The organism is Nonomuraea sp. NPDC049152, assembly GCF_040648355.1.
Taxonomy (GTDB): domain Bacteria; phylum Actinomycetota; class Actinomycetes; order Streptosporangiales; family Streptosporangiaceae; genus Nonomuraea.
This window is the reverse complement of the sequence record NZ_JBEZDO010000009.1, coordinates 136582-157838: the sequence shown is the minus strand read 5'-3', so window position 1 is coordinate 157838 and position 21257 is coordinate 136582. Positions and strand designations below refer to the sequence as shown.

The following is a 21257-nucleotide window of genomic DNA, read 5'->3' as shown; positions in this document are numbered from 1 at the left end:
ATCAGGGCATGCTCGAGCAGGTGGACGCGCTCCAGCAGGCGCTCAGCAGATTGCAGCGCTCGGCGGGCGTGCAGGTGGCCTTCGGCGGGACGGTCGGAGATCGGCGCCACATCAGGATGTCGCAGCTGCGCGGCACGCGTACGAACGCGCTGCACGGCCTCGCCGTGAACGCGGGCGCCGGGCTCGGCGGCAAGGTGCTCACGCTGGCCAAGCCGGCGGCGGTCGGCGACTACGCGACGGCGACCGACATCACCCACGAGTACGACAGGCCCGTCCTGGCCGAGTCGCTGCGCTCGGTGCTGGCCGTGCCCGTCGTCGTGAACTCCGTGGTACGGGCGGTGCTCTACGGCGCGATCAGGGAGCCGCTGCCCTTCGGCGACAGGGTGCTGGTCGCCGCCATGCGGGTGGGCGGCCAGCTGGCGACCGAGCTGGCCGTACGCGACGAGGTGAGCAGGCGGCTGGCCCTGGCCGAACGCGCGGGCGCGGCGCCGGGCCAGGAGGACCTGCGCGAAGCCAACGCCGAACTGCGCGCGATCGCGCAGGAGGTCGCCGAGCCCGAGCTGCGCGAGCGGCTGCTGTCGGTCTGCGCGCGGCTGTCAGGAGCCGGCCAGCGGGCCGCCCCTCCCCCCGTACGGCTGTCGCCGCGCGAGCTCGACGTGCTGGCGTGGGTGGGGCTCGGCTGCGGCAACGCCGAGATCGCCCGGCGGCTCGGGCTGCTGCCCGAGACGGTCAAGAGCTACCTGCGCGGGGCGATGCGCAAGCTCGGCACCCACAACAGGCACGAAACGGTCGTCGCCGCCCGCAGGCTGGGGCTCCTGCCGTAGTTCTGGCATGATCGCCGCGTGACGGATCGGGACTGGATCGCGGGCGTGCGCGGGCACCTCGCCGAACTCGACGCCCTGGGCGTGCGGCATCTCGTAGGCCCCGAGGAGGCGCGGGTGCCGTACGAGCCGCTGAGCTCCTACGGGATCGGCACGCCCGCCCTGGTGGTGGCGATCGGGAACCTCTGGCTGCCGGAGGCGCTGCCCCCGGGGCGGGAGTGGTTCGCCGTCTCGCACGACGGCCAGATCCTGGTCACCGTCGTGAGGCCCGCTCCGGGGGTCGAGGAGGGGATGCGGCGGCTGTGCGAGGTGTACGCGGGGACGCGGGTGCCGAGGAGGCCGACGATCGACCAGCTCGTGGAGTACAGGGAGCGGTTGCGGGAGTTGCTGGGTGTGGAGTGCGTGCCGCACCACACGACCTTCTCCGAGGGGCTGTACCCGATCCTCCCTTCGGAGCTGGGCAAGCTCACCGACGAGCCGTTCGACCTGCCCGAGGACGCGATGGTGATGGTCCTCGGCCCGCTGCCCGAGCCCGAGCCCTCGCAGGTCTTCGAGGAGGCTCCCGGCCAGGACGGGAGGAGTTGGCCGTGCGAGTACGAGGGCTGGATCGCGGCCGCCCTGCGGCATCACGGCGTCCGCAGGGGCCCGGGTGACGAGCCGTTCAGGGCGCTCAGGTACTACGTTCCGCGACCACGAGGTCACGCTGGACGACCGGGTCGCCTACAGGGACCGGCTGAGGGAGCTGGCAGGGGTCGAGGTGAGCGACGGCCTGGCCACGCTTGGCCGGGGACTGTGCCCGATCGACGTGGCCGAGCTGCGCCGTCTCACCGCCGACCCCGTCGCGGACGGCGAGCGTGGTGAGGAGTGGGAGGTGTTCCTGCTCACCTGAGGGTGGGCGGGAGGATTCAAGACGGATGACTTATCGGGAGCTCTTCCAGGCCAGGGCCCCCGCGATCAGCAGCCCCGCCGCCGCGGCTCCCGCCCAGCGGCGCTGGCGGGCCACGCGCCGCTCCACCTCGGCGTACGGGGTGGTGGAGAAGGAGACCAGCTCGTAGCGGGAGACGTAGCGACCCGGCAGCACCCGCTCCAACGCGTGCTCGACGCGCTTCTGCGCGAGGAAGGCCCTGGAGCCGACCTTGTCGCGCATCTCCACGAAGTTGTCCAGCGCGAGGCGGGCGATGACGTCGGTGTCGGCCTTGCGGCGCTGGAACAGCTCCAGCGCCGCGGCGAAGTCGTCACCCGTCTCGTCCAGGCACCTGTCGAGCTCGACGCAGTCCTGGAAGCCGCAGTTGGCGCCCTGACCGTAGAAGGGGACGATGGCGTGGGCCGCGTCGCCGATCAGCCCGACCAGCGTGCCGTTGAGGGTCCTGTGCCAGGGGTCGCAGCGCATCGTGACCAGGTGCCCGACGGGGTTGCCCGCGTAGTCGGAGGCCAGGTGCGGCATCACCTCGGCGGCGTCGGGATACTCCTTCCGGAAGTAGGCGCGCACCTTCTCCGGTGTGTCGAGCGCGGCCAGCGCCTCGTGCGGCCAGAACAGCGTGCAGGTGAACGACCTGTCGGGGTTGGGCAGGGCGATCATCATGGAGCGGCCGCGCGGCCAGATGTGCAGCGCCCCCGGGTCGAAGGCGAACTCGCCCCGCTTGGGCGGGATCGTCAGCTCCTTGTAGCCGTAGTCGAGGTACTGCTGACTGAAATCCGTCCCCGGCAGCTGCTGCAGCCTGGCCCTGACCGCGCTGTAGGCGCCGTCGGCGCCGATGACGACCCGCTGGCCCTTCTCGACGATGCCGCCCTCGAACTCCAGCGTGCCGTCCCCGATCCCGGTCAGCCGGTGCCCGAACCTGACCCGCACGCCCTCGCTCGCCTCCGCGGCGTCGAGCAGCTTGCCGTTGAGGGCGCCGCGGCTGATGGAGTTGATCGCGTGCTGCTGGTCGGAACTGTAGGGCTGGAAGGTGAGGGCGCCGTCGACGGCGTGCATCATCCTGCCGGGCATCGGGATGGCCTCCGACAGCGCTTCCTCGGCCAGGCCCAGCCTTCTCAGGGCGTCGATGCCGCGCTCGGAGATGGCCAGGTTGATCGACCTGCCGCGCTCGGCGCCCTCCAGCCTCGGGTCGGGGCGGCGCTCGTACAGCGTCACCTCGTGGCCCCTCCTGGCCAGGTAGCAGGCCAGCAGGCAGCCGACCAGGCCGGCTCCGACGATCGAGACCTCCACTGCGGCTCCTTTCCCTCCCCTCCTTGGTACGGCGCGGCGGCGCGAAACGCCAGGATCTGTTCCGTGTCGCGGCACCGCGCACCCGTCCTTCCGAAGGGAGCGTCGAGCCGCTGCCCCGGATCCGGCCGCCGAGCGGAGGGAGCGGGCGCCCAGGAATGCGGGGCGCCCGGTGGTCGGCAGGGGCCGGTCAGGCGGGCTCGGCGGGTTTGGCGGTGGTGGATCTGCTCAGGCGGTCGGCGATGGCGAGGGCGGTGGTGCGCCAGATGGGCGTGCGGGGTGAGATCACCGCGAAGTGGTCGCCCGACATCTCCATGTAGGTCACCTCGTCCCCCGCCGCCTCGGCCGCCCTGGCGTACCTGCGGCTGAAGTCGATCAGGTCGAGGTCGTCCCCCGACCCCTGCACAATGAGCTGCGGCACTCCCAGCGGCAGCCGTAGCAGCGGGCTCGACTCGGCGTACGTCGCGTGCGGCGACCCGCAGTCGTTGCGCGCCGACCCGCCCAGCGCCGCCGCCACCGCGCCCGAGCTGAGGTGGCGCCTGTCCCCCTCCACCAGGTCGAGCACCCCCGCCAGCGACACGGCAAGCGCCACGTCCGCGCTGTCGGCCGCCGCGCGCAGCGCGAGCTGGGCTCCGGCCGAGTGCCCGACGACCGCCACCCTTCCCAGGTCGAGCCGGGCACCGGGCAGCGAGTCGGCCACGGTGGACAGCGCGCCGAGCCCGGCGGCGACGTCGGCGGTCGTGGCGTCCCAGCCGTGCAGGTCGGGGCGACGGTACTCCAGGTTCCACGCCGCGAAGCCGCGCGCCGTCAGGTCGGCGCAGAGCGCGTCCATCAGGTCGGCGGCCCACACCGAGCGCCAGTACCCGCCGTGCACGAGCGCGACGACGGGCAGGGGGAGATCGGCGGTGCCGTGGGCGGGCAGGTGCAGGTCGCCCCACTGCTCGGGATGCTTGCCGTAGCCGACGCGCAGCGGCCGCTGCCTGTCCTGGTGTACGGCATGCCTGATCGCCCACGCCAGCCCGTCGATCCCCCTGCCGTGGATGTGCGCGGCCCCCTCGATCTGGGACACCCGACCGAAGTCGCACCAGACGACGCCCTCGACCGAGCCCATGAGGTCGCGCAGCTCGCCCGACGGGCCGGGGATCGCCACGACGGGGCCGCCCGCCGTACTGGAGAGGAGGGCGCGTGCCTCGGCGGCGTCGCGGGCGTGTCGCAGCGCCCCGCTCACCCCGAGCGCCGCGAACTCGCGCTCGGCCACCTCCCCCAGCAACGCCCAGTCGGCCGCCAGACCCGGCCCGACGATCACCCGTACGTCCCTCATGAGGCAAGCATGCTGATCGTCTCCCAGGAGTCAAACCCATATGGACTTTTATCGACCTTTCTTCGGGATAAGGAGCCGAAGGCAACCGATGCGGGGAAGCGGGTCGGGCAGGGGCTCGGCATCAAGAGGACGCACTGCGTGCCGAACGCGAGGGTGTGAACGCCCATACGGCCAGCCACACGCTGAGGCCCATGATCGTCATGCCGAGCGGCACATGGAGCGCCGTCACGCCGGAGCCTCCCGTGGCCGACTGGACGAAGCCGACCAGCAGGATCACCAGGGCGGCCAGGGCGGGCCCGCCGGGGCCTCGCCCTGGACGCCACATGAGCACGCCGACGATCAGCAGGAGCAGCCCGGCGGCATGGACGGCGCCCGCGCCCATGCCGTGGAGCGCCTTGCCGCCGCCGCTGAGCAGTTGGCCCGCCGTGACGGCCTGGACGAGCACCGCCGCCACGTTGACCAGGGCGAGGATCTTGAAGGGGGTGAGGAATCTGACCATGTGCTCCAGAATCCCGGCGACGATTCCCTGCGACATCCTCCGCCCGTCGTCATCACGACTACGCCGACGGGCGTAGTCGTCACACCGGCGGCGCGATGGCCTGGGCGTCCAGCCCCTTGAACCACAACCCGATCATGAAGGCCGCGGTCACCTCCAGCAGCGCGGCCCTGGCCAGCCCTCCGCCGTCGAACGGCGTGCACCCGAGGTCCTCCACCAGCCGCCTGACGACGGCGAGCGCCTCCTCGTCGTCCCCGCACAGGGGTACGGCCAGCGGACGCCCGCCGAAGACCGGCGGCGTCATCCGCCAGACGTCCACGTGGCACAGGTTGAACGCCTTGACCACCCGTGCCCCCGTGGCGGCCGCGACCCGCTCGGCCAGCGGGTAGTCGTCGGTCAGCTCGCCGCCCACGCTCGGGTTGGTGCAGTCGATGAGCACCTTGCCCTTCAGCGACTCGTCCACGACGTCGAGCGCGGCGTGGGAGGGGACCGCGAGCAGCACGGCGTCGCCGTACTCCATCGCCTGGGCGAAGGAGCCCGAGGTTCTGCCGCTGGTCATCACCTGGTGTCCCGCGCGGCGCCATTGGGTGCCGAGGGCGTCGGCCATGCCGCCCGCGCCGAGAATGCCGATACGCATGCGTCCTCCTCGAAGGTGTAAGTAAGGACGAAGGTAGAAAGTCCAATGGATACCGATTGGTGCGTGTCGCGATGTTCCTCGCCGACTGCCAGGCCAGGCTGGCCTTCGACCTGCTCGCCAACACGTGGAACGCCGTCGTGGTGTGGGCGCTGCGCGACGGGCCGAGCCGTCCGGCCGAGCTGCGCAGGCGGATCGGCGGGATCAGCCCCAAGGTGCTGAACGAGACGCTGCGCCGCCTGGAGTTCAACGGGATCGTCTCCCGCGCCGCCTACGCCGAGGCGCCGCCCAGGGTCGAGTACACGCTGACGGAGCTGGGGCGCAGCATGCTCGCGCCGATCGAGGCGTTCGGTGAGTGGGCGTTCGAGCACGCCGACGAGGTCATGGCGGCCCAGGAGGAGTTCACGGGGTGAAGTAGCCCTCCAGCACCACGGCGACCCCGTCCTCCGCGTTCGACAGCGTGTGGCGCTCCACGGCGGCCAGCACGGTGTGGTGGGAGTTGGCCATCGCGTAGCCCGTTCCCGCGTAGGTCAGCACGGCCAGGTCGTTGGGCATGTCGCCGAAGGCCACGACGGCCGAGGGGTCGATGCCGCGCTCGTCGCACAGCTCGGCCAGCGTGCCCGCCTTGGTCACCCCCGCCGCGCTGATCTCCAGCAGCCCGCTGCCGCCCGAGTGGGTGATCTCCGCCTGGCCGTCCACGGCGGCGACGGCGGCGGTGAACATCTCGTCGGCATGGTGCTCGCTCGACCAGGCCAGGAGCTTCACCACGGGCTCCGTGGCCGTCCACACCGACTCGACCTGCCTGCGGTAGGGCAGGTCCTCGGGGATGTGCTTGCCGTATCCCGGCTCGAACAGCACCCCGGCGCCGGTCTCGATCGCGAAACTGACGCCCGGCAGCGCCTCGGAGAGGGTCCGTGCGACCGTGCGCGCGTCCTCCCTGTCGAGCGGGTGGGTCGTGACGATCCGGCCGGCCGCGAGGTCGTAGACGATCGCGCCGTTGCTGCAGATCGCCGTGCCCGACACGCCGGTCTCCTTCGCGATCAGCCCGATGGCGCGCGGCGGCCGCGCGGTGACGAAGACCACCTCCGCGCCCGCCTGCCTGGCGCTCTCGAGCGCGCGGCGGGTGCGAGGGGTGACCGCGCCCGCGGGGTCGAGGAGCGTGCCGTCGAGGTCGGTGGCGATCAGGCGGGGGAGGCTCATGCCGGGCATTATCCGGCATGAGCCTCAACGCGGGATGAGGGCCTTGATGTCGGAGAAGACCCGCTCGCAGGCGGGCCCGACCTCGGGGGCGGCGTCCTGGATGAAGCCGTGCGCCAGTCCCGGCTCCTGTCGGTGCACGACCTTCACGCCCGCCTCGGCCAGCTTGGCGGCGTAGGCGTCGCCCTCGTCGCACAGGGCGTCGTTCTCCGCGGTCACCAGGAGCGTGGTCGGCATGCCGTACAGGTTGGGGGACAGCAGCGGGCTGGCGGCGGGACGCAGCGCGGGGTCGGGCACCCACTGCGCCACGAACCACGCCAGCGTGTCCGCGTCCAGGCCGAAGCCCGAGCCCTTGGAGACGACGCTCGGGGAGGAGAGCGTGAGGTCGGTGTTCGGGCACAGGAGCACCTGGAGCGCCGGCATCGCGCAGCCCTCGTCGCGCAGCCGCATGCACGCCATCGTGGCCAGGTAGCCGCCCGAGCTGTCCCCGGCGACCGCCACGGGCCTGGTCCAGCGCAGCACCTCGACCGCGTCGTCGAGGGCGGCGGGGCAGGGGTGCTCGGGGGCGAGCCGGTAGTCCACGGCCAGCACCTCGACGTCGCACTCGCGCGCGATCCTGCGGCAGGTTCGGTCGTGGGTCTCCAGGTCACCGAAGACCCAGCCGCCGCCATGCAGGTACACCACCAGCGGCCGCGGGCGGTCTGCCGGGTGGTAGCGGCGCAGGCGCAGCCCGGAGGGGCTGGTCAGGTCGATGACCCGCACCATCTCGGGTCCTGGGGGGCGTTCGCGGGTACGCGCCCTGAGCTCCAACAGTCTTACGTCAGACATAACGGCACATAGTAGGGTTTCCGGGTGCCTGAAAAAGCCGGAATCGGCTCCGCACTTCGATTCACCACCGAGTTGGCCGCGTGGATCGCGACGCCCTGGGCACTTGCGCCACACTCCGTGGTGCTGGCAGTACTCTCCGTCATCGCGCTCATCGGGCTGCCGACGGTCTTCGCCACCCCGGGCGACAAGCGTCAGGTGATCGTCGCCGTGCCGGGGATCGTGACGATCCTGCTGGTGGTGCTGCAACTGGTCGCCGCAGTGGCCGCGTCATGGGTCGCGTGGGCGTCGGTCGTCGCCGTCGTGGTGTCGGTACTGGCCGCCGCGACCGTGGTGACCGAGATCCCGCGCTGGCGCCGCCTGCTCACGTGAACTCCTCCCACACCAGCAGCCCCTCGCGCGCCTCCGCCGATTCCTGGAGGGCACTGCGCACGACGGTCACCACGATCTCCAGCGCCTGCAGCGAGTCCGCGCCCGTGACCTTCCGCTCGTGTTCCCAGCCGCCGAGCCCGTCGATCCGGTAGGGGCAGGACCACTCCCCCGTCGGCTCCTCGTACGGCAGGCCGATCGTCACCGTGACCTCGCCCGGCGGCTCAGTCAGCAGCGTGAGAACACGCTGGGCGATCTCGTACATGCCAGGTGATTACCCAGTAGCGCGCACCGCGAAAGTGATCACGCCGAGATAGCCCTCGCCGTCTTCGACGGTCTTCGTGATCATGCTCGGCTCGAAGATCGGGTCGTTGTCGTTGAACGTGTCGCGGCCCGTGTGCCCGCTGTACGGCGCGGCCTTGTACACCTCGGTGGTGAGCGCCTCCTCGAACATCGTCTGCGTGGTGAGCACGCGCTTGTTCGAGACGTGGACCATGGCGTGGATGTGCACGGTCCTGCGGCGGTACCACCCCGGGTAGATCGTGGTGAACTCGACGATGCCGTTCACGCCGGTGACCTGGGCGCCGCGCAGGTAGCGCTCGTCGTCCTGCGGGGTCGCGTCCCCGCCGTTCCAGTTCGCGACGCCGCCCGTCCCCGCGGACTGGACCTCGAAGCCCGAGTAGACGCCGTGCGCGTCGCAGTGCCAGATCTCCACCACCGCGTTGGGGATCGGCCTGCACGACTCGACGTCCTGCACCTTGATCGCCATGCGCAGCCTGGCGCCCTGCCTGTCCTCGCGGATGTCGCTGCGGATCTTGTCGGCGTCGAAGTAGTAGGGGCCCTGGGCGGCCTCCCGCGTCGGCGCGCAGGCGCTGTCGCCGGGGAACAGGCTCGCCAGGTCGCCCGTGGCGGTGGTCGGTGTGATGGTGGCGGTGGACCCCGTCGAGGTGGTCACCTGGGCCGAGGCTCCCTCGTCCGAGCACGCGGACAGCAGCGTGGCCAGGCCGATGCTGCCGATCCCCGCGAAGACGGTCCGCCTGCTCACCCGCTGTCCCTCATGGTCGAGACTCATATCTGGACGTTACGACCCGTATCTAAGGATTAGATGAAATGTCGCATGTGCTGGTCACAGGGTTCGAGCCGTTCGGCGGGGAGACGACCAACCCGTCCTACGACGCCGCCTTGCTGGTCCCCGGGGCGACCGCGGTCGAGTTGCCGTGCGTGTTCGCCGACGCGCTGGCCGCGCTGCGCGAGGCGGTCGAGCGGCACGACCCCGCACTGGTCCTGTGCACAGGGCAGGCGGGTGGGCGAGCGGTGATCTCGGTGGAGAAGGTGGCGATCAACCTCATCGAGGCGCGCATCCCCGACAACGCGGGCGCCCAGCCGTCCGGCGAGCCCGTGGTGAAGGGCGGCCCCGACGCCTACCTGTCCACGCTGCCGGTGAAGGCGATGGTGCGGGCGGTCAGGGCGGAGGGGATCCCCGCCGCCGTCTCCTACACGGCGGGCACGTTCGTGTGCAACCAGGTGGCCTACGGGCTCGCGCACCTGATCGCGACCGAGCGGCCCGGTCTGCGGGGCGGGTTCGTGCACGTGCCGTACGCGCCGCACCAGGTCACGGAGACCGACCGGCCCAGCATGGAGACCGCCACGGTGGCACGGGCGCTGACCGCTCTGGTCAAGGCGTCGGACAGCATCGAGGACGACCTCCCTGAGGGGGCCATCCAGTAGAGTCGCGGGCATGAGCGAGCCGTTCGGCGTCCGGTTACGCGCGCAGATGGAGCGGCGGGGGCCGCTGTGCGTCGGCATCGACCCGAGCCCCGCGCTGCTGTCCGCGTGGGGCCTGGACGACTCCCCTTCCGGGCTCGAACGCTTCACCCACACCGTCGCCGAGGCCGTCGGCGACCTCGCCGCCGCCGTCAAGCCGCAGTCGGCCTTCTACGAACGCTGGGGCAGCAGGGGCGTCGCCGTCCTGGAGCGGGTCATCCCCGCGCTGCGCGAGGCGGGCGCGCTGGTGATCCTCGACGCCAAGCGCGGCGACGTCGACACCACGATGGCCGCCTACGCCGAGGCCTACCTCGAGCAGGGCAGCCCGATGGCGGTCGACGCGCTGACCGTCAGCCCCTACCTCGGGTTCGGGTCGCTCACCGGCGCCATCGCCGTCGCCCGCGGCAACGACGCGGGCCTGTTCGTGCTGGCCCGCACCTCCAACCCCGAGGCCACCGACCTGCAGAGCGCGGTCGCCGACCAGATCCTCGACGGGGTGGCCGCCGTCAACGAAGGCGCCGCCGACCTCGGCTCGGTGGGGGTGGTCGTGGGCGCCACCCTCGACAAGGTGGGCCATCCGCTCGACCGGCTCGGCGGCCCGATCCTCTCCCCCGGCCTCGGCGCCCAGGGCGCCTCGCCCGCCGACGTGGCCAGGCTCTTCGCAGGGGTACGGCGGGCGGTGCTGCCCTCGGTGTCGCGCGCGGTGCTGGGCGACCCCGGCCGCGTGCGGCCGCTGGTGGAGCGGTACCGCGACGAGTGCGCCGAGCGGCTGCGCGGCTAGACCCCCGCCCTCCCCGGAGGCGAACCCCAGGGAGTACGGCGAGCCATGACCCGGGAGAGGCGGGGTCAGCTCAGCGCGGCGTCGATCTCCGCGCGGGTCGGCATCGAGGTGCTGGCCCCCTCGCGCTGCACCGAGATCGAGGCCGCCACCGAGGCGAAGCGGAGCGCATCCTCGGGCGACAGCCCCTCCGCCCTGGCCACCGCCAGCGCGCCGACGAACGTGTCGCCCGCCGCCGTGGTGTCGACCGCCTGCACCCGAACCGCGGGCACCGGCAGCCGCACCCCGTCGCGCGAGCCGTACAGCGCCCCCTCGGAGCCCAGCGTGATCACCGCCTCGGGAACCCGCTCCAGGAGCGCGTCCAGCGCCTTGGCGGGGTCCTCGACGCCGGTGATCGCGGCCGCCTCGTGCTCGTTCGGCACGATCAGCGTCACCGCGTCGAGCAGTTCGTCCGACAGCGGCTGGGCGGGCGCGGGGGTGAGGATCACGGGGGCGCCCGCGGCCTTGGCCGCCTTCGCGGCGCTGACCACGGCCTCCATGGGCAGCTCGAGCTGCAGCAGAACCGCGGAGGAGCCCGCGATGAGCTCCAGATCGTCCTCCGAGGGCCCGGTCACGGTGCCGTTCGCGCCGGGCACCACGATGATCGAGTTGCCGCTCGAGTCCTCCACCACGATGTGCGCGATGCCGCTGGACCCCTGCGCCTGCCGTAGCACGCTGACGTCGACGCCCGACTCGACGAGCGTCGCCCGCAGGACCACCCCGAAGGAGTCGTCGCCCACCGCGCCGAGGAAGGCGACGTCCGCGCCCGCACGGGACGCGGCGATCGCCTGGTTGGCGCCCTTCCCTCCAGGGATGGTGCGGAAGGAGCGCCCCGTAACTGTCTCTCCGAGTTTGGGCGCCGTGGGCACGTAGGCGACCAGATCCATGTTCACGCTGCCGAAGACCGAGATCATGGCACCATCATCCTCTCTGCGCGCCGCGCCAGTTCACTCAGGGCGATGCCGTCGAACCCGGTCAGGCTGCTCGCCAGGCTGTCGCGCGTCCGCCACTGGCCGGGCACGCCGCCGTTCAGGGCGCCGACGATCGAGCCGACCGTGGCGCCGGCCGAGTCGGTGTCCCAGCCGCCCGCCACCGCTCCCGCGATCGAGGCGGTGAAGTCGCCGTCGCCGTGCACGAGCGTGGCGGCGACCAGAGCGGCGTTGTTGATCGTGTGGACCCAGTGCAGGTGTCCGTGCCGCTCGTGGAGACGGTCGACGACCTGCTCGAAGTCGGCGAAGCGCGCGGCGTCCTCGACGGCTAGCCGTACGGCGTGAGCCAGCCTCGAACCGGGCGGCACCACGGACAGGCCCGCCTCGACCACCTCCCTCACCGAGGTCGCCACCATCGACTGGGCGCACATGGCGGCCACGAACATCGCGCCGTAGAGGCCGTTGGCCGTGTGGGTGAGCCTGGCGTCGCGCCAGGCGTACTCGGCGGCCCGCGCGGGATCGCCCGGGTTGACCCAGCCGTACAGGTCGGTCCTGATCAGCGCGCCGATCCACTCGCGGAACGGGTTGCGGTGGGTCGCGGTCTCCGGCGGTTCGAGGCCCGCCAGCAGGTTGCGGTAGGCGACGCGCTCGGCGGTGAACGTACGGCCCGCGGGCAGCTCGTCGAGCCACAGCTTGGCCACGTCGTCGGTGGTGAAGTCGCGGCCGTGCCGCTCCAGGACGGAGAGGGCCAGCAGCGGGTAGTTGAGGTCGTCGTCCTCGGGGACGCCGTCGATGTTCTCGGCCAGCGAGTTGACGGCGCTGCGCCGGTTCCACGGCCACCGCTCGTTGATCTCGGACGGCAGGCCGGCCGCGGTGAACCAGCCGCGGATCGGCCAGTTCCCCGTGGCCTCGGCGATGGCCCTGATGCCTTCACGCGGGATCTTCTCGACCGGCTTGCCGAGCACGCATCCGGCGGCCCTGCCGAGCCAGGCCCCCAGCACCCTGGCGTGATCGGGCAGCCCTGTCCGTCCGCGGTCGGCGGGCCAGGCAGGGCACAGGGAGACGATCTCCTCCAGTCCCGAGGGCTCGTCCAGCGGCGACTCGCGTGACGCGAGCTCGTCCAGCAACTCCTCGGCCGGCCCGCGCAACCCGAGCGCGTCGGGCGGTGAGGCTCCGGCGCGGGGCGGCGCGTCGTGGCCGCCCGCCGCGTGCCAGCGCGCCGCGACGTCCGCCACGTCGCGGCCGTCCTCCGCGGCCTGGCGGAGCTCGTGCCCCACCAGGTCCTCGGGCTGCACCCAGGTGAGCCTGATCATTCGCCGGCCAGCTCGGCGAAGGCGTCCTCGTGGGCGCGCCGCCTGGCCACGTCGTCGCGGTGGATGCGCCGCGCCACCCCTGCGAGGGCGATGCCGGGAGCCACCAGGTCGGTACGGCTGGCCGTACCGACCTGCGACACCCACGCGGACGGCACGCAGGACAGCCCGCCGAGCGCCCCCGCGATCGCCCCGCCCATGGAGGCGATGGAGTCGGCGTCGCGCCCGTAGTTGACCCCGCCGAGCACGGTGTCCCTGTAGTCGCCCTTGGCGATCAGCAGGAACGCCAGCGCCAGCGGCAGCTCCTCGATGCTGTGCACGCGGGACGGCCGCCGGGCGCCGAGCCCCTGGTCGCGGTAGGTGTCGGCGACGGTGTCGTAGGGCCGCATGGCCGCGCGCAGCCCCTCGAAGGAGCCCTCCCAGTGCCCGAAGTCACGGGCCCGCGAGCACACCGCGTCGATCGCGGCCCTGGTGCCGTCCTTGGCCAGCCGCCACGCCACGGCCACCACCGAGTCGGCCGTCGCGCCCTGCCGCATGGCCTCGGCCACCGCACCCGCCATGACGCCGGCGGCCTCGCGCCCGTAGGAGGACTGGTGCGCCCCCGTCAGGTCGATCGCCTCGGCGTAGGCCGCGTCGGGATCGCCCGCGTTGACCACGCCGACCGGCGCGACGTACATCGCGGCCCCGCAGTTGACGATGTTGCCGACGCCCGCCTCGCGCGGGTCGACGTGCCCGTAGTGCAGGCGGGCCACGATCCACTTCTCGGCGAGGAAGACCCGCTGCAGCGGCAGCGCCTCGGCCTCGAGCTCGGGGATCCACTGCTTCTCCGCCATCATCTCCGGCACCATGTGCTCGGCCATCGAGTAGGCGTCGAGATGTCCCGCGGTCTTCTCGTAGACGCGGATCAGCGCGTGCGTCATCAACGTGTCGTCGGTGATGTGGCCGTCGCCCTTGTGGTACGGCGCGATCGGCCGCGCGTTGCGCCAGTCGGTGTTGAAGGGCGGTACGACGCCCTCGACCGTCCCGCCGTACCGCTGGGTGATCTGCTCGGGAGTCCAGCCTTCGGTGGCGCCGCCGAGGGCGTCACCGACCGCCGCTCCCGCCACGCAACCAGCGGCCTTGTCTTCCAGCGGCGTCATGCGATTCCCTCCGAAATATCCACTAGATCCCTGCCGGCCAGTTCGGGCAGGCAGCACCCGGCCAGCCTCCGCGCGGAGGCGGCCCACCCCTCGGGTATCACCGAGAATCCGCCGCACGCGCCGGTGAGCGCCCCGGTGAGCGCGGGCGCGGAGTCGGCCACCGCCGACAGGCACGCGGCGGCCGGTACGGCCTGCGCGAGCGACCCTCCCGACACCTCGGTCAGCGCCAGCGCGACGGGCACGGTCACCGAGGCCGAGACGGCGTAGCTGTAGACGTGGTCGATCAGCGCGGCGTCGAGCGCGGGCACCGCGGCGAAGGCCGCCCCCGCCCCGCGCGCGACGCGCAGCGCCGTCCTGGCGTTGTGGCCGATCGCGCTGTCCTCGGGCAGCTCGGCCAGCGCCGCCTCGACCGCGATGGCGGCCGAGCCGCTCTCGACCGCCGCCGCGACCGCCGCGGCCATCGCCTTGGCGCCGAGCACGCCGTCTCCCGCGTTGGTGACCCGCGCGTCGGAGACGGGGTCGCGGCCCGTCACACCGAACGCGACGGCCCGCACGGCTGCCGCGTCGTCGAAGAAGTGCGGGTTGTCGTGCCCGCTGGCGGGCGGCTCGACGCCGCGCCGCAGATTGTCCAGCGCGGTCGTCACCGAGATCCGCGCCCGCAGGTCGTCGCGCCCGGCCAGGTCGAGGAAGGCCCTCGCCCTGTCCTGCGTGATGGTCAGCGCCGTCCACGCCAGCCATTCGGCGTCGTCGGAAGGCCCGACGGCCAGCGGCGCGGTCTGCTGGTTGAGCGCGAACGGCACCGGCAGCGTGGTGACCCTGTGCTCCTCGGCGAAGGCGTCGAGCTCGCGGTGCAGCCGCCTGCTCCACGGCGCGTGCAGCGCGGAGCGATGCCTGGCGGCCGGCCAGCCGGCCGCGTCGCCCACGGCCAGGCCGACGAACGCGCCTGTGATCCTGTCCCCCGACATGTGGTGTCCTAGAGTCCTCTCGCCAGCTCGTCCGCGACGTCGAGCACGTGCCTGCCCGCCACCACCGGCAGGCACTTGCCTGTGGCGGGGCCGATGCGCTCGGCCCACCTGGCCGGCACGCCGCCCTCACCCTGTCCCGCGCCCGAAAGCGCGCCCGCGATGGCGCCGATGGTGTCGGCGTCGCGGCCGAGGCTGACCGCGTAGGTCACCGACTCCTCCACCTCGCCCTCACCGTGCAGGTAGGCGGCGAAGGCCAGCGCCACGGCCTCGGGTGCGAGATCGGTCCACGGGTAGTGCCTGATGACCACGGCCTCGTGCAGCTTCTCAGGTGAGTCCCTGAGCGGGCGGGCCCTGGTGATGGTGCGCGCGGTCCACGAGTCTTCGGGGATCGCGGCCAGTCCCGCGTCGACCGCCTCCTCCGGCAAGGCTCCCGCCATCGCGGCCGCCACGGCGGCGGCGACCGCCATGCCGCCGTTGATGCCCTCTCCCTCGCCGCTGACCAGGCCGTCCTGCTCGATCAGCCGCGCCGCCTCCGCCGGGTCGCCTGGACAGAAGATCCCGTACGGCGCCGCCCTCATCGCCAGGCCGTCGGACCAGCCGTGCGAGTGGATCATCCCGGTCATGGGCGGTTCGAGGCCTCGCCTGAGCGCCTGGACGGTGCCGAGCTCGGAGAAGCCGGCGCCCTTCATGGGGCCGAGCACCGAGGGGATGATCTCCCTGCGGTAGGCGTCGGCGACGTCGTCGCAGGTCAGCTCGTGGCCGTGCCGTATCAGAAGGGAAGCGGCGAAGATGGCGTACTCGGTGTCGTCGGTGCCGCCGCCCTCGATCTCGGTGAGCCTGCCCCACCTGGCGGCGATCTGGGCGGGTTCCATGTTCTCGGCGGGCGCCCCGAGGGCGTCGCCGGCCGCGAGGCCGAGCAGACACCCCCGGGCGCGCTCCTGCGTCAGGGTCACGAGGAGTACCGCTCCAGCACCTTGTTGCCCTCCTCGACCAGCTTCGCCGCCGCCTCGTCAAGGGTGATCTTGTCGGCGTAGTACTGCTGCAGGGTGGGGGTGGCCACCTTGCTCTTCCACTCGTCGAAGCCGTTGACCTTGAGGAACGGCGCGACGACCAGGTTCTGCGCCGAGGCGGTGGCCACGTCCCAGCCGTTCTCCTTCGTGGTGATCGACGGGTCGGCGGCGGCCTTCTGCGAGGTCGGCAGCAGCCAGTCGCCCTTGGCGAGCTTGGCCTGGTTCGGGCCGTTCAGGAAGAACGACATGAACTTGATGGACGCCTCGGGGTGCTTGCTGTCGGCCGAGACCGACAGGGTCTGGGAGACCGCGCCCTGGTTGGCGGTGTCGCCCTTCAGCGGGGGAAGCGTGACCCACTCGAAGCCGTCGGGAGCCTGCTCCACTACCTGCTGGCGCAGGTAGACGCCGACGGGCAGCAGCGCGTACTTGCCGCCGAAGAAGCCGGGCAGCGGGTCGGCGGTGCCCATGCCGAGCGCCGAGGGGTCGGCCGACTTGTCCTTGTAGAGCTGGTCGTGGATGCGCTGCAGCACCTGCTTCTCCTCGGCTCCGACCTTGACCGTGGTCTTGCCGTCGGCGCCGGTCTGGAAGAAGGTGCCGTTGAAGTTGAGCGCCAGGTTGAGCGTCTTGTTGACAGGCGACTTCATCGGCCACGCCACGCCGAACGTCTCGCCCTTGGTCAGCTTCTTGCTGACCTCGGCGAACTCGTCCCAGGTCCAGGGGGCGTCCACGGTGGGCACGCGCACCTTCGCGGCGTCGAGCAGCTTCTTGTTGGCGATGATGACCTGCGACTCCTGCAGGAACGGCACGCCGTACACGCCCTGGTTGCCCTTGCCGTCGTCGAAGGTGACGGTGTCCCACGCCGACTGAGGGATGTCGCTCTTCAGCTCGGCGGGCACCTTGTCCTTCAGGTCCAGCAGGTAGCCGCGCGAGGCGAAGCCGGACAGCGCGGGCGAGTCGTCGTGGATGACGTCGGGCGCGTCGCCACCCTCGAAGGAGGTGACGAGCTGGTCGTTGACGTTGTCCCAGCTGCCCTGGACGTAGGTGACCTGGATGGTCGGGTTGGCCTTGTTCCAGGCGTCCACGATCTCCTTGTTGGCGGCCACGGACTCCTTCTGCCAGGCCAGGCTGAGGAAGTTCAGCTTCACCGGCTCGCCACCAGACTTGGCGGGCTCGGCGGCCTCGCCGCCACCGCCGGAGCCGCACGCGGCCGCCATGGCGACGATCGCCGCGACTGCCAAAGCGGATTTGATACGCATAAGAGCCTCCTAGCCCTTGACCGCTCCGGCCATGAGGCCGGACCTCAGCCGTCGCTGGATGATTGCGAAGAAGATCAGGCTGGGGATCGTCGCCACGACCGATGCGGCGGCCAGCGGACCCAGCCTGGACACTCCCTCTGGCCCGGTGAAGCGGACCAGAGTGAGTGGCAATGTCATCACGTCGGGGTCCTTGAGGACCACGAGCGCGAAGAGGAACTCGTTCCACGACGAGATGAACGAGAACAACAAGGTGGCCACCACGCCGGGGGCCAGGAGCGGCGCCACCACGCTCACGATCGAGCGCACGCGTCCGGCGCCGTCGACGGAGGCGGCTTCCTCCAGTTCGGGTGGCACCGCCCGCACGTAGCCCTGCAGCATCCAGAGTGCGAACGGCAGCGTGAACGTCACATGCACGATGATCAGGCCGGGCAGCGTGCTCACCAGATCGAGGTTCCGCAACACCATGAAGAGCGGGATGATGATCAGGATGAACGGGAAGACCTGGCTGACCAGCACCCACCCGACCGCGATCTTGCTGACCAGACTGCGGTAGCGGGCGATGGCGTAGGCCGCGGGCAGGGCGACGACCACGGTGAGCACCGCGCTGCACAAGGCCACGATGAGACTGCGCACGCCCGCGCCCACCAGGTCCTGCTCGGTGAAGGCGGCCTCGAAGTTGCTCAGGGTCGGCTCGCGCGGGATCCACGCCGGGTTCAGGTTGGCCATCTCCTGCGGCGTCTTGAACGCCGTCGACAGCAGCCAGACCAGCGGGAACACCAGGAAGATCATGTAGGCCAGGAGCGCGGCGTACTTCGGGATCTGCTTCATGACGCCTCCCTCATCTGCCGCCAGAGATAGACGCCGAGCACCGCGAGCACGACGATCATGGTCGCCACGCCCAGCGCCGCCGCGTAGCCGAAGAAGCCGTAGCGGAAGGCCTGCTCGTAGGCGAAGAGCATCGGCAGCCGTGTCTGACCTCCAGGACCGCCCTGGGTCAGCACGTAGACGAGGCTGAACTGGTTGATGTTCCACACGAAGTCGAGCGAGGTGATGGCCACGATCACGGGCCGCAGCTGCGGCAGTGTGATGTTCCAGAACCTCCGCCAGGTGCCCGCGCCGTCGACCTCGACCGCCTCGTACAGCTCCTTCGGCACGCCCTGGAGCCCTGCCAGGAGAACCACGGTGGTCTGCGGCATGCCGCTCCAGACGCCCATCACGATCACGGCGGGCAGCGCCAGCGAGAAGTCGGCGAGCCAGTCGACGTCGGTGCCGAGCATGCTGTTGAGAATGCCCGCGTCGGGGTGGTAGACCAGGCGCCACATCAGGCCGATCACCACGGGCGGCATCGCCCACGGCACGACCGCGAGGACCCTGGCCAGGCCCCTGAACCGCAGGTTCTGGTTCAGCAGGATGGCCAGGCCGAGCGAGAGCAGGAACTGCAGGCCCGTGACCGAGACCGCCCAGATCAGGCCGATCCTGAAGGAGGACCAGAAGTCGGCGTCCGACAGCAGGTCGATGAAGTTCTGCGGGCCCACGAACTCGTAGACCGCGTTGCGGCCCGCTCGCGCGTCGGTGAAGGCCAGGCCGATGCCGTACAGCAGCGGGCCGACGCTGAACAGCAGCACCGGCACCAGCGCGGGGAGCATCAGCAGCAGCGTCTCGCGGCCCTGCCTCGAGCGGACCTTGCGGCGCGGGTTCGGCGAGGTGCGCGGGGGTCTGGCCGCGACCGCCGTCATGGCGTGCCTCCCTTCGACTGTGGTGACGACTGTGGTGCGGTTTGCACGGGTACCGCCTGCCGGACGGGAACCGGTCCCGCGGCGGCCTCGCCCGCCGTGGACGCCCGGACGACGAGCACGGGCGGCACCGTGACCAGCCGCGGCTCCCTGTCCATGTCGTTGAGCCGGTCGAGCAGCAGCTCGGCGGCGGCCTTGCCGCGTTCCGCCGAGCCCAGCGAGACGCTGGTCAGCGACGGCCAGGAGGCGGCGGCCAGGTCGGTGTCGTCCATGCCGACCACCGCCACGTCCTCGGGCACCCGCAGCCCCGCCGCGCGCAGCACGTCGAGGGCGCCGAGCGCGATCAGGTCGTTGGCGCACATCAGCGCGTCCACCCCGGCCGCCCGGTCGAGCAGGGCCCGCGCGGCGCGCGCCCCAGCGGCCCGGTAGAAGTCGCCCACCTCGACGATCCCCTCGTCGTACGGCAGGCCGCGCTCCTTCAGCGCCTCCCTGTAGGCGGCGGCGCGCGCCGCGCCTGGCACCGTGTCGAGCGGGCCGTTGAGGAAACCGATCCTGCGGCGGCCGAGCGCATGAAGATGATCGATGGCGAGCCTGACGCCGGTGCGCGAGTCGGCCCTGACGTTGTCGACCCGCGTGCCGTCCGGGACGGAACCGATGATGACGACAGGCGCCCGCGCGGTCGCGATCATCTTCAGGTGCTCGTCGGTGACGCGCAGCGGGCTCATGATCAGCCCGTCGACGTAACGCTCGCCGAGGCTGTGCAGCACGTCGATCTCGTCGGCCACGATGGCGTCGGTGGAGTGCAGGACGAGCCGGTATCCCGCCGCCTTCAGCACGGGCTGGATCTGACGCACCATCGCCAGGTAGACGGGGTTGCCGATGTCGGCCATGGCGAAGGCGACCTGGTGGGTGCGGCGCGACTTGAGGCTCCTTGCCACGGCGTTGCGCACGTAGCCGAGCTCCTCCGCCGCGGTCAGCACCTTGCGGACGGTCTCCTGCCGGGTGGGCAGGCCGTTGAGCACCCGCGAGACGGAGGCGATCGACACCCCGGCCCGTTCGGCGATCGTGTTGATCGTGGGTCCTTCGGCCAAGGCTCCCCCCTTCTCAAGTGAAAACGTTTACAGCAAACTCGCTGTAAACGTTTACCGTGCTGGGCCCATGAAACATGCACGTAACTTCGAGGGTCAAGTCACGATCACGTAACACGAGGTCAACGCCCGGTCAGGCGTGGATGGCTTGAACAGGCGCGGGTCCAGAGATCGCGGAACCCGGCGGGTGGCACCGGGGAGGTCATGCGCCGCCGGGTCAGCAGGATCCCGCTCAGCCCATCGGCCCGCCGACCGAGTGATCACTCTGGATGGGAAACGTTTACCGCCCGGCCATCCAAGATCACTCTGACGGACAGCCATGATCCTTACGTTTGCGGCGTTTGTGCACACCCCCCTCATCGCATGCGGAAGGACATTCATGCGGATCGGCACTCGTGCACTCGCCGTCATCGTCACGGCATGTCTCGCCCTCAGCTCGGCCGGCCTGTCCGGAGTCCCGGCACTCGCCGCCGACGACCCCGCCCTCGCCGCCCTCACCCAGGTCGTCCCCGAGATCGTCGAGGAGGCCAGGACCACGCCGCCGACGGAGATCCCCGAAGGCAACACGCAGAAGCCCTTCGCGGCCTCCACCACCCCCGACACCGCGCTCACGGCGACGGTGAGCGACTCCGACATCAGCATGGGCACCCCCGACGCCGTGGGCGGCGGCAACCAGCCGCTACCCGGCCTGGTCACCTACGCCGCCAAGCAGCCGAGCGTCGCCTTCGCCCACAACCGCACCGGCCAGGTGGCCCGCGTGCTGACCGTGATCAAGGACTCCTCGGCGCCGACCGAGTTCCGCTTCCCGATCAGCGCTCCGGAGAACAGCACGCTGGAGCTCGACGAGGACGGCCAGACGGTGTTGATCTACAACGAGGAGGTCTACCTCGGCGAGATCGACGCCCCCTGGGCCAAGGACGCCAACGGCAACCCTGTTCCCACGACCTACCGCGTCGAGGGCATGACGCTGATCCAGACCGTCAACCACGCGGGCGCCGCCTACCCCGTGGTCGCCGACCCGGCGCTGAAGCTGCAGTGCACCTGGTGGAAGGCCATGTGCAGGGTCATCTTCTCGCGGACCGTGACCAAGAGGATCCACAGCGCCTGGCTGTACGGCGGCGCGGCCGCCGGCGCCGAGGTGCTCAAGTACGTCTGCGACAAGATCAAGGAGAAGCGCGCCAAGCTGATCTGCAAGGTGGCGGTCGTGACCGGCATCGCCTCGTTCATCTACAAGATCCGTGAAGCCGCCCAGAAGAACCAGTGTTTCGCCATCCGGGCACAGTGGCCCGGGCCGATCACCTGGGGTGAGGTGCGCAAGCAGAGCTGCTCGACCAGGTAGCCCTTCTCTCCCCCGCTTGTCCGGCGCCCCCGTCCCAG

At 71.4% G+C, this 21257-nt stretch carries 24 protein-coding genes; 7 read left to right on the top strand and 17 right to left on the bottom strand.

Features of this window, described 5'->3' with window-relative positions:
• Nucleotides 1–8 precede the first annotated feature (8 nt).
• Nucleotides 9–824 (top strand): LuxR C-terminal-related transcriptional regulator, encoded by an 816-nt coding sequence (locus tag AB0B45_RS18760; protein WP_358131982.1) that lies wholly within the window; start codon nt 9–11, stop codon nt 822–824.
• Between the two features lie 18 nt (nt 825–842).
• Nucleotides 843–1682 (top strand): hypothetical protein, encoded by an 840-nt coding sequence (locus AB0B45_RS18755; RefSeq protein WP_358131980.1) that lies wholly within the window; start codon nt 843–845, stop codon nt 1680–1682.
• A gap of 58 nt (nt 1683–1740) precedes the next feature.
• Here AB0B45_RS18755 and AB0B45_RS18750 read toward each other — a convergent pair whose 3' ends face one another.
• From AB0B45_RS18750 to AB0B45_RS18735, 4 genes are all read right to left on the bottom strand, one after another.
• Nucleotides 1741–3030 (bottom strand): NAD(P)/FAD-dependent oxidoreductase, encoded by a 1290-nt coding sequence (locus tag AB0B45_RS18750; protein WP_358131979.1) that lies wholly within the window; start codon nt 3028–3030, stop codon nt 1741–1743.
• A 187-nt stretch (nt 3031–3217) separates the two neighbouring features.
• The gene (locus AB0B45_RS18745) at nt 3218–4348 is read right to left on the bottom strand and encodes an alpha/beta hydrolase (protein ID WP_358131977.1); all 1131 of its coding nucleotides are present in this window, start codon (nt 4346–4348) and stop codon (nt 3218–3220) included.
• 121 nt (nt 4349–4469) lie between these two features.
• A complete protein-coding gene (locus AB0B45_RS18740; protein ID WP_358131975.1) occupies nt 4470–4847 on the bottom strand; it encodes a hypothetical protein in 378 nt (125 codons plus the stop codon).
• Between the two features lie 79 nt (nt 4848–4926).
• On the bottom strand, nt 4927–5481 hold the full coding sequence (locus AB0B45_RS18735) for an NAD(P)-binding domain-containing protein (RefSeq protein WP_358131973.1): 555 nt from the start codon (nt 5479–5481) through the stop codon (nt 4927–4929).
• Between the two features lie 59 nt (nt 5482–5540).
• Here AB0B45_RS18735 and AB0B45_RS18730 point away from each other — a divergent pair, with 59 nt between their 5' ends.
• On the top strand, nt 5541–5891 hold the full coding sequence (locus tag AB0B45_RS18730; protein ID WP_358131971.1) for a helix-turn-helix domain-containing protein: 351 nt from the start codon (nt 5541–5543) through the stop codon (nt 5889–5891).
• Here the strand turns inward: AB0B45_RS18730 and AB0B45_RS18725 are convergent.
• Nucleotides 5881–6678: an HAD family hydrolase gene (locus AB0B45_RS18725; RefSeq protein ID WP_358131970.1), complete on the bottom strand. Its 798-nt coding sequence runs from the start codon at nt 6676–6678 to the stop codon at nt 5881–5883. The genes AB0B45_RS18730 and AB0B45_RS18725 overlap by 11 nt on opposite strands.
• A gap of 24 nt (nt 6679–6702) precedes the next feature.
• Nucleotides 6703–7503: an alpha/beta hydrolase gene (locus AB0B45_RS18720; protein ID WP_358131969.1), complete on the bottom strand. Its 801-nt coding sequence runs from the start codon at nt 7501–7503 to the stop codon at nt 6703–6705.
• A gap of 24 nt (nt 7504–7527) precedes the next feature.
• Here AB0B45_RS18720 and AB0B45_RS18715 point away from each other — a divergent pair, with 24 nt between their 5' ends.
• On the top strand, nt 7528–7872 hold the full coding sequence (locus AB0B45_RS18715; RefSeq protein ID WP_358131967.1) for a hypothetical protein: 345 nt from the start codon (nt 7528–7530) through the stop codon (nt 7870–7872).
• On the opposite strand, the gene AB0B45_RS18710 is transcribed toward AB0B45_RS18715, so the two are convergent.
• Complete coding sequence (locus AB0B45_RS18710; RefSeq protein WP_358131966.1) at nt 7865–8134, bottom strand: hypothetical protein; 270 nt, start codon at nt 8132–8134, stop codon at nt 7865–7867. The genes AB0B45_RS18715 and AB0B45_RS18710 overlap by 8 nt on opposite strands.
• Before the next feature lie 9 nt (nt 8135–8143).
• On the bottom strand, nt 8144–8941 hold the full coding sequence (locus AB0B45_RS18705; RefSeq protein WP_358131964.1) for an intradiol ring-cleavage dioxygenase: 798 nt from the start codon (nt 8939–8941) through the stop codon (nt 8144–8146).
• 38 nt (nt 8942–8979) lie between these two features.
• Between AB0B45_RS18705 and pcp the strand changes: the two genes are divergently transcribed.
• Nucleotides 8980–9597, top strand: a complete 618-nt coding sequence (gene pcp / locus AB0B45_RS18700; protein ID WP_358131963.1) for a pyroglutamyl-peptidase I — start codon at nt 8980–8982, stop codon at nt 9595–9597.
• A 10-nt stretch (nt 9598–9607) separates the two neighbouring features.
• Entirely contained in the window at nt 9608–10414 is an 807-nt protein-coding gene (gene pyrF, locus AB0B45_RS18695) for an orotidine-5'-phosphate decarboxylase (protein WP_358131961.1), read from the top strand.
• Between the two features lie 65 nt (nt 10415–10479).
• Here the strand turns inward: pyrF and rbsK are convergent, their stop codons facing one another.
• Genes rbsK through AB0B45_RS18650 form a run of 9 tightly spaced genes read right to left on the bottom strand, consistent with a single transcriptional unit; the run spans nt 10480 to nt 19883 of the window.
• Entirely contained in the window at nt 10480–11364 is an 885-nt protein-coding gene (gene rbsK, locus AB0B45_RS18690; protein ID WP_358131960.1) for a ribokinase, read from the bottom strand.
• On the bottom strand, nt 11361–12692 hold the full coding sequence (locus AB0B45_RS18685) for an ADP-ribosylglycohydrolase family protein (RefSeq protein ID WP_358131958.1): 1332 nt from the start codon (nt 12690–12692) through the stop codon (nt 11361–11363). The genes rbsK and AB0B45_RS18685 overlap by 4 nt, the downstream gene beginning before the upstream one ends.
• The gene (locus AB0B45_RS18680; RefSeq protein ID WP_358131956.1) at nt 12689–13828 is read right to left on the bottom strand and encodes an ADP-ribosylglycohydrolase family protein; all 1140 of its coding nucleotides are present in this window, start codon (nt 13826–13828) and stop codon (nt 12689–12691) included. Before AB0B45_RS18680 ends, AB0B45_RS18685 begins: the two co-directional genes overlap by 4 nt.
• Complete coding sequence (locus AB0B45_RS18675) at nt 13825–14793, bottom strand: ADP-ribosylglycohydrolase family protein (protein ID WP_358131954.1); 969 nt, start codon at nt 14791–14793, stop codon at nt 13825–13827. The genes AB0B45_RS18680 and AB0B45_RS18675 overlap by 4 nt, the downstream gene beginning before the upstream one ends.
• A gap of 8 nt (nt 14794–14801) precedes the next feature.
• The gene (locus AB0B45_RS18670; RefSeq protein WP_358131952.1) at nt 14802–15746 is read right to left on the bottom strand and encodes an ADP-ribosylglycohydrolase family protein; all 945 of its coding nucleotides are present in this window, start codon (nt 15744–15746) and stop codon (nt 14802–14804) included.
• Entirely contained in the window at nt 15743–17059 is a 1317-nt protein-coding gene (locus AB0B45_RS18665) for a sugar ABC transporter substrate-binding protein (protein WP_358131950.1), read from the bottom strand. Before AB0B45_RS18665 ends, AB0B45_RS18670 begins: the two co-directional genes overlap by 4 nt.
• A gap of 9 nt (nt 17060–17068) precedes the next feature.
• Entirely contained in the window at nt 17069–17887 is an 819-nt protein-coding gene (locus tag AB0B45_RS18660) for a carbohydrate ABC transporter permease (RefSeq protein ID WP_358131948.1), read from the bottom strand.
• Nucleotides 17884–18795 (bottom strand): sugar ABC transporter permease, encoded by a 912-nt coding sequence (locus AB0B45_RS18655; RefSeq protein ID WP_358131946.1) that lies wholly within the window; start codon nt 18793–18795, stop codon nt 17884–17886. Before AB0B45_RS18655 ends, AB0B45_RS18660 begins: the two co-directional genes overlap by 4 nt.
• Nucleotides 18792–19883, bottom strand: coding sequence for a LacI family DNA-binding transcriptional regulator (locus AB0B45_RS18650; protein ID WP_358131944.1), 1092 nt, complete (start codon nt 19881–19883; stop codon nt 18792–18794). Before AB0B45_RS18650 ends, AB0B45_RS18655 begins: the two co-directional genes overlap by 4 nt.
• 376 nt (nt 19884–20259) lie before the next feature.
• On the opposite strand from AB0B45_RS18650, the gene AB0B45_RS18645 reads away from it, so the two are divergent.
• Complete coding sequence (locus tag AB0B45_RS18645; protein WP_358131943.1) at nt 20260–21219, top strand: hypothetical protein; 960 nt, start codon at nt 20260–20262, stop codon at nt 21217–21219.
• The last annotated feature ends 38 nt before the right edge of the window (nt 21220–21257 follow it).